Annotated in this window: 6 protein-coding genes; 4 read left to right on the top strand and 2 right to left on the bottom strand. The window is 72.7% G+C overall.

Going from position 1 to position 10,279, the window contains the following annotated elements; all coding sequences use genetic code 11:
* The first annotated feature begins 716 nt into the window (after positions 1 to 716).
* A complete protein-coding gene (locus DY240_RS26430; protein ID WP_119662660.1) occupies positions 717 to 1,940 on the top strand; it encodes an acetyl-CoA C-acetyltransferase in 1,224 nt (407 codons plus the stop codon).
* A gap of 112 nt (positions 1,941 to 2,052) precedes the next feature.
* On the top strand, positions 2,053 to 2,301 hold the full coding sequence (locus DY240_RS26435; RefSeq protein ID WP_119662661.1) for a DUF4287 domain-containing protein: 249 nt from the start codon (positions 2,053 to 2,055) through the stop codon (positions 2,299 to 2,301).
* A gap of 128 nt (positions 2,302 to 2,429) precedes the next feature.
* Here the strand turns inward: DY240_RS26435 and DY240_RS26440 are convergent, their stop codons facing one another.
* A complete protein-coding gene (locus DY240_RS26440) occupies positions 2,430 to 3,230 on the bottom strand; it encodes a Bax inhibitor-1/YccA family protein (RefSeq protein WP_119662662.1) in 801 nt (266 codons plus the stop codon).
* Positions 3,231 to 3,383: 153 nt separating this feature from the next.
* On the opposite strand from DY240_RS26440, the gene DY240_RS26445 reads away from it, so the two are divergent.
* Both DY240_RS26445 and DY240_RS26450 read left to right on the top strand, forming a co-directional pair.
* The gene (locus DY240_RS26445) at positions 3,384 to 4,343 is read left to right on the top strand and encodes a TIGR03557 family F420-dependent LLM class oxidoreductase (protein ID WP_119662663.1); all 960 of its coding nucleotides are present in this window, start codon (positions 3,384 to 3,386) and stop codon (positions 4,341 to 4,343) included.
* Positions 4,344 to 4,463: 120 nt separating this feature from the next.
* Positions 4,464 to 6,170, top strand: coding sequence for a DUF3352 domain-containing protein (locus tag DY240_RS26450; protein WP_119662664.1), 1,707 nt, complete (start codon positions 4,464 to 4,466; stop codon positions 6,168 to 6,170).
* Positions 6,171 to 6,258: 88 nt separating this feature from the next.
* Here DY240_RS26450 and DY240_RS26455 read toward each other — a convergent pair whose 3' ends face one another.
* The gene (locus DY240_RS26455) at positions 6,259 to 10,020 is read right to left on the bottom strand and encodes a S8 family serine peptidase (protein WP_119662665.1); all 3,762 of its coding nucleotides are present in this window, start codon (positions 10,018 to 10,020) and stop codon (positions 6,259 to 6,261) included.
* Positions 10,021 to 10,279: the final 259 nt, after the last annotated feature.

A 10,279-nucleotide genomic window follows, 5' to 3' on the forward strand; every position in this document is an offset into this window, starting at 1 on the left:
GGGCGGGCCCGCGGGCCGCGCGGCCCCTGGGCGCAGCTGCGCATCCGCCGCCGCCGGCCGCTGCCCGACGCGCCCGAGCGGGTCTGACCCCGGCTCGGTCGGTGGGCTGGGCTCCCCGTCCCCCTGCTGCCCCATTCTCTTGCCGCGAACGTGCGCGTCAAGCGGACTATGGGGCGCTACGCGCGACGATGACCGCTTGACTCACCCGTCCGCGGCTAAGAACGGGCAGCTATCAGGGGACGGGGAGGATGTGGGCACGCCTCACGCTTGTCCTGCCCGTTTCGCGTGCTTTGTCGGAGTGTGGACAGCGATGATCATCGGCGATCGCCTACATCACGAGGATTACCTGAGCATCACCATGACTGTAGGGGTGTTGTCGCTGGGGTAATCCTCGTGATGGCTCCCGAATCGCGGTGAAATCTCACCTGGTGGACGCCCCACGACACCAACGCCACACCGTAACGGGACCAACGCCCCGGGCAGCCGTCGCCACACTCCCCCGTCCCCCTGATCGCTGCCCGTTCTGAGCCGCGGGCGCGCGGGTCAAGTCCAAGCGCCCCAACCACAGCGAAGCCCAACAACAACGCGCGCGGACTTGAGGCGCGCGCCCGCGGCCAAGACAATCGGGCAGCAGGGGGACGGGGCCCACCTCAGGAGGGAGCCCACCGAGTATCCTGGAGTTACCAGTCGGTAACCAACGGTCGAAGGAGCCCGCCATGCCCGAGGCAGTCATCGTCGCCACCGCGCGGTCGCCCATCGGGCGGGCGTACAAGGGGTCGCTGGTCGACGTGCGGCCCGACGACCTCGCCGTCACGACGATCCGGGCGGCGCTCGACCAGATCCCGGCCCTCGACCCCGCCACCATCGACGACCTCTACGTCGGCTGCGCCGAGCCGCGCGACGAGCAGGGCGGCAACGTCGCCCGGCGCATCGCCGTCCAGCTCGGGCTGGACGCGCTACCGGCGGCGACGATCAACCGGTTCTGCGCCTCGTCGGTGCAGACGGCGCGCATGGCGTTCCACGCGATCAAGGCCGGCGAGGGCGACGTGTTCGTGTCCGCCGGCGTCGAGTGCGTCTCGCGTTACGTCGGCTTCGGCGGCGCCGGCGTCGACCCCGTCGAGACCCAGAATCCGCTGTTCGCCGACGCCCAGGCGCGCACGGCGAAGTACGCCGAGACGAACGAGACGTGGCACGACCCGCGCGCCGACGGGCAGGTGCCCGACATCTACATCCAGATGGGCCAGACGGCCGAGAACGTCGCCACGTACGCCGGCGTCACCCGCGCCGACCAGGACGAGTTCGCCGTCCTCTCGCAGGCGCGCGCCGAGCAGGCGGTGAAGGACGGCTTCTTCGCCCGCGAGATCTCACCCGTCACCCGGCCCGACGGTCAGGTCGTCGACACCGACGACAGCCCTCGGCCGGGCACCACGCTGGAGAAGCTGGCCGCGCTGCAGCCGGTCTTCCGGCCCGACGGCACCGTCACGGCCGGCAACTGCACCCCGCTCAACGACGGCGCCGCCGCCGTGGTGATCATGTCCGACACCCGCGCCCGCGAGCTGGGCCTCGCCCCGCTGGCCCGCATCGTCGCGACGGCGGCGTCCGCGCTGTCGCCGGAGATCATGGGCCTCGGCCCGGTCGAGGCGTCGCGGCGGGCGCTGGCCCGGGCCGGCATGACCATCGACGACGTCGACCTGGTCGAGATCAACGAGGCGTTCGCCGCCCAGGTCGTCCCCAGCGCGCGGCAGCTCGGCATCGACTACGACAAGCTCAACGTGCACGGCGGGGCGATCGCGCTGGGTCACCCGTTCGGCTCGACGGGTGCACGGATCATGACGACGCTGGTCAACGGCCTCCGCACGCGCGACGCGTCGATCGGGCTCGAGACGATGTGCGTCGGCGGCGGTCAGGGCATGGCGATCATCCTCGAGCGGCTCGGCTGACGCCTCCGCGGACCGGCCGGTCCGCGGATGGTCTTGGAGGAAGGGGTTGTGCCGTCCGGAGTCCTGCGGCACAGTCGAAGTACGGAGAACTCGAGAGCCCTCGGAGGCAGCCATGAGCCTGAATCACTCCGACGAGACACATCGCAACCTTCTCGCCCGCGTTCCCGGCGTCACCGGGCGAGAACTTCCGGAGTGGTTCGAGGCCTTGGAGGCCGGACCGTCGTTCCTGAGATTCGACGACCGCGTCAGATGGCTACGCGACGAACACGGGCTGGCACACGGCCACGCCACGGCCATCGTGCACGAGCACGACCTGCGCCGCGCCGCCCGCCTGTTCGGTTCGGCGACCTCGCCGATCTGACCGTCCGCCGGCGCGATCCGCGCCCACACGCGCCGTCCGGCGGCGAGAGGACGCACTGAGACGACGAACGGCCCGCCCCGTGAACTCACGGGGCGGGCCGTCGTGCGTCAGGCGCCGGCTACGGGCGCTCATTCACCCCGGAGGATGGCGAGCAGCCGCAGGATCTCGATGTAGAGCCAGACCAGCGTGACCGTGAGGCCGAACGCCGCCGTCCAGGCGAACTTGGCCGGCAGCCCGGCCTTGACGCCCTTGTCGATGAAGTCGAAGTCGAGGATGAGGCACAGCGACGCCAGGCCGACCGCGAACAGGCCGATCAGCACCCCGAACCAGCCGTCGCGGAAGCCGAAGGCGCTGTCGGACGAGCCGAACCACATGAACAGCAGGTTGACGAGGCTGAAGATCGCGTAGCCGATCAGTGCGATCATGACGCCACGCTGGAACTTCGGCGTCACCCGCACCCGGCCGCTGCGGTAGACGAACAGCGTGGCCGCGAAGACGCCGAGCGTGCCCAGGACCGCCTGCGCGACGATGCCGTCGAGCGGCTGACCCGAGATGGCGTAGTTCTCGAAGACGAAGCTGATGCCGCCGACGAACAGACCCTCGAACGCGGCGTAGGCCAGGATCAGGGCCGGCGACGGGTTGCGCTTGAACGAGTTGACCAGACCGAGCACCAAGCCGACGATCAGGCCGACGAAGGCCAGGCCCGGGTACAGCCAGCCGACGACGGCGCCGGCGAGCAGCACCGCGAAGGTGATGCCGGTCTTCATGACGACGTCGTCGTACGTCATCCGCCCGGTCTGCACGGGCGTCGCCGACGGAGCGGCGTACATGTTCTGCAGTTCTTCAGCGCTCGGCGCGGCGGCGTCGTAGGTCGCGTGCCGTCCGTTGAAGCCCTCAGCCCGGCTGAAGATCGGGTTGTTTCCCTGCATCGTTCTCCTCCAACGCCCCACGGCGGGGCGAATCAGATTCGTAGAACGAGTCTACTGTTCAGCAGCGGTGCGGACGAGACCCGTCGCATTGGCACAACGGTTCTCATGCACGCTCGTCAGGATGGCCCGGACCGCGCTGGGTACGTCACCGGCATGACGCGTTACGGATACTTCCTCTCCACCGAGGACTGGCCGCCCGATGAGCTGATCCGGCAGGCGCGGCTCGCCGAGGAGGCCGGGTTCGAGGCCCTCTGGATCTCCGACCACTTCCACCCCTGGATCGACGAGCAGGGCCAGGCGCCGTTCGTGTGGACGGTGCTCGGCGCGCTGGCCCGCGAGACGTCGCTGCCGATCACGACCGCCGTCACCTGTCCGACGGTGCGCATCCACCCGGCGATCGTCGCGCAGGCCGCGGCGACGACGGCCGTCATGGCGCCGGGGCGGTTCACCCTCGGCGTCGGCAGCGGCGAGGCGCTGAACGAGCAGGTCACCGGGGCACCGTGGCCGCTGGCGGACCAGCGCCTCGACATGCTCGAAGAGGCGATCGAAATCATGCGCGCGCTCTGGACCGGCGAGGTCGTCACCCACCGCGGCCCGTACTACGACGTCGAGCACGCCCGCCTCTACACCTGCCCGGACGAACCACCGAAGATCTACATGTCCGCGTTCGGACCGGAGGCGGCCGACCTCGCCGGCCGCATCGCCGACGGGTTCATCTCCACGTCGCCGGACGCGGAGATGGCGCGGCGGTTCGAGGCCGCGGGCGGCGCCGGCAAGCCGAAGCAGGCCGGCGCGAAGGTGTGCTTCGCCCCCAGCGCCGACGAGGGCCTCGACATCGTCCTCAAACGCTGGCCGAACCAGGCGCTGCCGGGCGAGCTGGCTCAGGTCCTGCGGACGCCCGAGCACTTCATGCAGGCGTCGGAACTGGTCACCCGCGAGGCGTTGGCCGGCTCGGCCGCCTGCGGCCCGGACGCCGAGGAGCACCGGAAGTTCCTGACGCCGTACGTGGAGGCCGGCTTCGACGAGGTCTACGTGAACCAGATCGGACCGGACCAGGACGGGTTCTTCCGCTTCTACCGCGACGAGGTCCTGCCCGCGCTGCGGTCCACCTGACGGCCACCGCACGGCAATTCGCCCGACACGTTGACACAAGGCATCAATCCGGACTTTCCGCTACCCTGAGCGCGCAGTCGGCGCAGGTCCGACGCTCAACGGGGGAAGGCGGAGGTCGCCATGTCGTATCCAGGATCGCCCACGGGTCCCGGCCGGCCCGAGCCGCAGCAGGGTTCCGGCGGGCCGCTGCCGCCTGTACCGCCACCGCCGCCGAGCACCCCGTTCTCGTCCGCGCCCGATCCGGCCACGCAGCCGCTGGCCTATCCCGGCGGCGCGACGCCGGAGCCGGCCATCGTGCCCCGCAAGCGCCGCGGCCTGCTCGCCGGCGGCATCGCCGCGGCCGTCCTGCTGGTCGTGCCCGGCGCCGTGTTCGCCTGGCAGGCCCTCGACGGCGGCGGCACCCAGCCGCACGACGTGCTTCCGGCCGACGCCATCGGCTACGTCCGGCTCGACCTCGACCCGTCGGCCGGGCAGAAGATCGAGGCGTTCCGGTTCCTGCAGAACTTCCCGCTGTTCACCGAGGCCACCGGCATCACCGACGAGGACGTCGACCTGCGCGAGCGGTTCGTCGACGAGCTCGCCTCGGCCACCGGCTGCGACATCAGCTTCGCCGACGACGTCGAGCCGTGGGTCGGCGAGCGCGTCGGCGCGGCCATCACCCCGCCGTCGGGCGACAGCGGCGAGCCGGGTTACGTCGTCGCCCTGCAGGCGAGCGACGAGGAGGCCGCCACGGCGGCGATCGACCGGATCCTCGGCTGCGGCGGCGGCGAGGCGGAAGCCGACGGCCTCGGCCGCGCCTACGTCGACGGCTACCTGCTCGTCACCGACACCCAGGAGAACGCCGACGCCTACGCGGCCGGCGTGGCGGAGGCGTCGCTCGCCGACAACGCCGAGTTCACTCAGGCCATGGATCTGCTCGGCGAGCAGGGCGTCGCGTCGGCCTGGTTCTCCGGCTCCGCCATGTTCGCCACGTTCGACGGTTCGGCCGCCTCGTTCGGCATCGGCGCCGGCGCCTCCGGCAACGACCTGCCGTCGCTGGACGAGGCGCGCGAGCTCATCGACGAGACCTACCGCAGCGTCGCGTTGTCCGTCCGCTTCGACGACCGGTACGCCGAGCTGGCCGGCGTCGTCACCGGCAGCTCCTACCACGCCCTCGAGGGCGGCGGCGTCGACGCCTCCGTGCCCGACGACACCACACTCTTCCTCGGCTCGCACGACGCCGGCCAGTACCTGCGCGACACCTGGGACGCCTCGCTGGAGTCGGTCCCCGACGGCGCTGAGATGCTGGCCGAGCTGGAGGCGCAGACCGGCCTGGTCCTGCCCGACGACCTCGCCACCGTGCTCGGCGAGGAGCTGGTCGTCGCCGCCGACGCGGGTGACCTCGACGCCGAGGCGTTCGAGTACGGCGACTTCTCCTCCATCGACCTCGGCGCCCGCGTCGTCACCGACCCCGACGCCTTCGCCGACCTGTGGCAGCGCATCCAGGGCCTGGCCGCCGACGCCGGCGCGCCGCTGGACGAGCTGCCCCTGCAGACCACCGACGACGGCTACGTGCTGGCCACGTCGGAGGACTACGCCGCCCAGCTGCTCGAGGGCGGCGGCCTGGCCGACACCGACGCCTACCGCACGGCGGTGGCCGACGCCGACGACGCCGACTCCGCGTTCTTCGTCAACGTCGACACCGTCGAGCAGCACATCCTCGACGCTGCCGGCGGGTCGCTGGGCGAGGACGAGACGCGGTCGATCGAGGCGCTGCAGGCCATCGGCATGGCCATGCACCTCGCCGACGGCCACATGGAGCTGAGCCTGCGGGTCACCACCGGCTGACGGCTCGCTCGGGCGTTGCTGTGCCCGGCAATGGGGGCCTTGGGAGGGACAACACGACACCCCATTGCCGGGCACGATCGATGGGCGGCTACCCCGCCGTGCCGACCCGCCAGGCGCGGTCGATCTGCTGCCGGACGGTGTTCCCGGCGGCGTCGGTGACCGTCACCCGCAGCGACGCGAACCCGCCGTCCGCGGCGGGGACGGTCGCCTGCAGGCCGCCGTCGCCCGACGCCGTCACCGCCAGAGGCCGCCAGCTGGCGCCGTCGTCGAAGGAGACCTCGGCGGTGGCGGTGAACCCGCCCGGGCCGGTCGCGCCCGCCGGGTAGGACGGGCGCAGCTCCACCGGGTACGACGCCCCGGCCGGGACCTCGTCGTACAGCCCGGTCTCCAGCCCGTAGGCCAGCTGGATCAGCGGCAGCACCTCGCGGTCCGCCGCCCGCGCGGACCGGAAGCCCCACGTCGTCGCGGTGTGCGTCCACAGGTCGGAGAAGTTGCCCGCCCCGGCGCTCGTCTCCAGCGACAGCTCGAAGTCCGCCGCCTCCCCCGGCACGGTGAACTGCGCCTCCGACCAGGTCGACCGGCCCACCTCGACGCCGTCGCGGCGCAGGACCAGCTCTGACGAGTCGCCGAGCTGCTGCTGGATGAAGCCGTACGTCGACGGGCCGTAGAGGTACTGCGGCAGCGAGATGCGGATCGCGTCGCGGAACCGCGCCACCGGCAGGCCGTACTCCTCCGAGCCGGTCAGCGCCGGCATGCCCGGCGCGACCAGCGGGCCCCACCACACCTGCTCGGTCGTGCTGCCCGCGGCGTACGGCTCGATGCCCGACCACGTCCAGTACATGTTGGCGAACTCCGGGTGCGGCTGGGCGAAGCGCTGCCACTCGACGCCGTCGGCGCTGAGGTACTCGGTGCGGTGCACGGGTCCGTTCCGAATGATCGACATGCTCGAGCCGAGGCTCGACGCGCCGGCGAACGGGATCCACGCCTCGCGCCGGCCCATTCGTTCCGACGCCTGCCGGTAGTCGGACTCGACGACGGCGAGGTCGTCGGCGTCGGCGGCGTAGGTGACGCCGCCGGGCAGGCCGTTCTCGGTGAACGCGAGGTGGTAGCTGTACTCGGAGTCGCGCCGGCTGGTGAGGTCCAGCTCCAGGCCGGGGTCGGCCGCCAGAGCCGCCCGCAGCCGTTCGCCGGCCGCCTGGTCGACGGTGTAGGCGGGCAGCGTGGCGCCCCAGAAGAACTGCGACCACTCCCCGTCGACGTCGTTGGCCAGGAGCAGCAGGGCCGCACCTGCCTCCGTCGCCAGCCGCAGCTGCTCCTCCGGCACCTCCCACTCGCCGTGCCGGCTCACCAGCACCGCCTTGCCGGCGACGTCGGCGGCGGCGAACTCCGCGGCCGTGCCGGTGCCGACGTCGACGAGCGGCAGCGCCTCGGGCCCGGTGTACACCAGCGGGGGCGTCGCCAGGCGCGGTGACGGCAGCAGCCGCTCGCCGCCGGCGCGCACCTCCAGCAGCGGCTGCACCAGCTGCCACGTCGTCGAGAGCTCGAACGTCCCGGCCTTCGGCCGGCGGCTGGGCAGCGTGTAGAGGTCGGCGCCGTCGAAACCCTGCGCGACGGTCATCCGGATCGACTGCTCACCGACGGCGCGCTCCCACATGGCGTCGAAGCCGGTCTCGTCGGCCTCGCGCGGCGTCGTCACCCGGACCTGCTCGGCGTCGCGCGCGTCGTAGGCCAGCGTCACGTCCTCGTCGACGCGCAGGTCCGGCTCGGCGGCCAGCGCGTAGCTCGCGGCGGCGAAGTCGCGACCGGCGGTCTCGATCGTCGTCACGACGGTGTACGTGCCCTCCGGGACCACGGCGGTCGCGGTGCCCTCGGAGACGAACGCCCGGGTCCACTCGCCGGTCTCGGTGTTCCATAGGTCCACGTGACCGCCGGCCGGCTCGCCGTCGCGGCCGATGGTGTCGACGGAGACGGTGTGCAGCGGGCGCTCGACGGTGAACGTCGTGACACTGTGGATCGCGGTGTCGCGGTCGCGCGGGTCCTGCGCGACGATGCGCCCGCTGTAGCTGCCGCCGGTGCTCGACTCCGCGGACACCTCGACCCGCGTGCTGGCGCTGCCGCCGGGCGGGATGCTCAGGACGGGGTTGCGCACCCGCATCGCCGGCCGCCCCTGGCTCCCGCCGGGACGGGTGACGTCCGCGCTGATCCGCAGCGTGACCCGCCGGTCGGTCGGATTGTGGTAGGTCAGCGTGCGGCTGACGACCGGCGCGTCCTGCGCCAGCTGCCCGAAGTCGACGACGCCCTGGTCGACGCTGACCGTCTCGCCCACCGCGGCGGCGACGTCGACGCGACCGGCGCCCTGGAACGACACCGGCTCGTCCAGCGGCGTGCTCGACGTGATCAGCCGCTGCTTGAGCTGCTCGTCGTCCCAGTCCGGGTGCTGCTGGGCCAGGATCGCGGCCGCACCGGCGACGTGCGGCGTCGCCATCGAGGTGCCGTTGAGCGACGTGTAGTGCTCGTCCAGCAGACTGCCCAGCGACGTGCCGGCCGCGCGGGCAGCGACGATGCCGACGCCGGGCGCGACCACCTCGGGCTTCACGGCGCCGTCGCCGATCCGCGGGCCACGCGACGAGAACGCCGCGGGCCGGTCCTGCTTGTCGACGGCGCCGACGGTGAGCGCCGAGGTGGCCGCTCCCGGCGAGCCGACCGTGCCCTCGAAGGGACCGGTGTTGCCCGCGGCGATGACGAACAGGGTGTCCGACTCCGCGCTGAGGCGGTCGACGGCCAGGCTCATCGGGTCGGTGCCGTCGCTGGCCCAGTCGGTGCCCAGGCTCATGCTGACGACGTCCGCGCCCTGCGCGACCGCCCACTCCATGCCGGCGATGATCCAGTCCTCGTAGCCGGAGCCGTCGTCGCCGAGCACCTTGCCGATCAGCAGGTCGGCACCCGGCGCGACGCCCGGGTGGGTGCCGCCGGACGCGGCGCCGGTGCCGGCGACCGTCGCCGCCACGTGCGTGCCGTGGCCCTGCCGGTCGACCGCGACCTGGCCCTCGGGGTCGGCGTCCTCGGTGAAGTTGCGCGCGCCGGCGACCTGCCCGGCGAGGTCCGGGTGCGCGGGGTCCCAGCCGGTGTCGAGGACGGCGACGGTGCTGCCGGTGCCGTCGAGACCCTGCTCCCACGCCTCGGGCGCGCCGATCTGCGGCACCGACTCCGCCAGCGTCGCCTCCACCCGGCCGTTGAGCCAGACCCGGCCGATGGTGCCGGCGCGGACGTCGTCCCAGACCGAGCCGAGCTCGTCCTTCGCGGCGGTGACGGCCAGCGCGCCGATGCTCGGCAGCGACCGCTCGGCCCGGGTGCCCGAGGGCGCCTCGGGCACGCTGCGGATGCCGGGCCCGTCCGGCGCGGAGACCAGCAGCGGCAGGTCGTCGCGGGCGAGGTCGTGGTAGCCGGACTCGGCGAGGTACGTGAGGTCGAACAGCCGCTCGTCCAGCACGCCGTCCTGCACGTACGGCACGGCCTGGTCCGGCAGCGCCAGCACATGGCCGTCGCGTTCGACGAACGCCGGCGCCCGGCCGCTGGGCGTCGACTCCGCCCACGCCGCCTGGCGGCCGTCCGGCGCGACGTGCAGGATCACGACGTCGCCGGTGAGCAGCGTCACCTGGTACGTGCGCCCGGTGGCGGCCGATCCCGTCGCCGGGACCGCCGGGACCGCCGACGCCGCCGCGTCCGAGGGCGCGCTCACGGCCGGGCCGGCGGGTGCCGTCCCGCCGGCGCCGATCAGCAGGGCGGTGGCCGCGGCCGGGACGAGCAGCCGGGCGCGGGTGCGGTGCCAGGACAGGATCGTGCGGGGCATGGGACCTCGTCTCCTCGGGCCGCGGCCCCGCCGCCCGACGGGGGTTGGCGGGCGGCGGGGTGTCCGCGGCGGGGGATCGCCGTGTGCTCACCGTCCCGTACCGCGCCGTCCGTTGCGATTGGGCGAATCACCCATTTATGCCCGGCGCACCCCGACCCTCCGGGCCCCGCCCGCCACGTTGACGCTTCTATGTCAAGCTGCTGGTTGTTGGCAGGTCGCGGGTGGGAAGTCGTGGCGGAGTTCGCGGTGGATGACGTCG

The sequence above is a fragment of the Jiangella rhizosphaerae genome (assembly GCF_003579925.1).
Classification (GTDB): Bacteria; Actinomycetota; Actinomycetes; order Jiangellales; family Jiangellaceae; genus Jiangella; species Jiangella rhizosphaerae.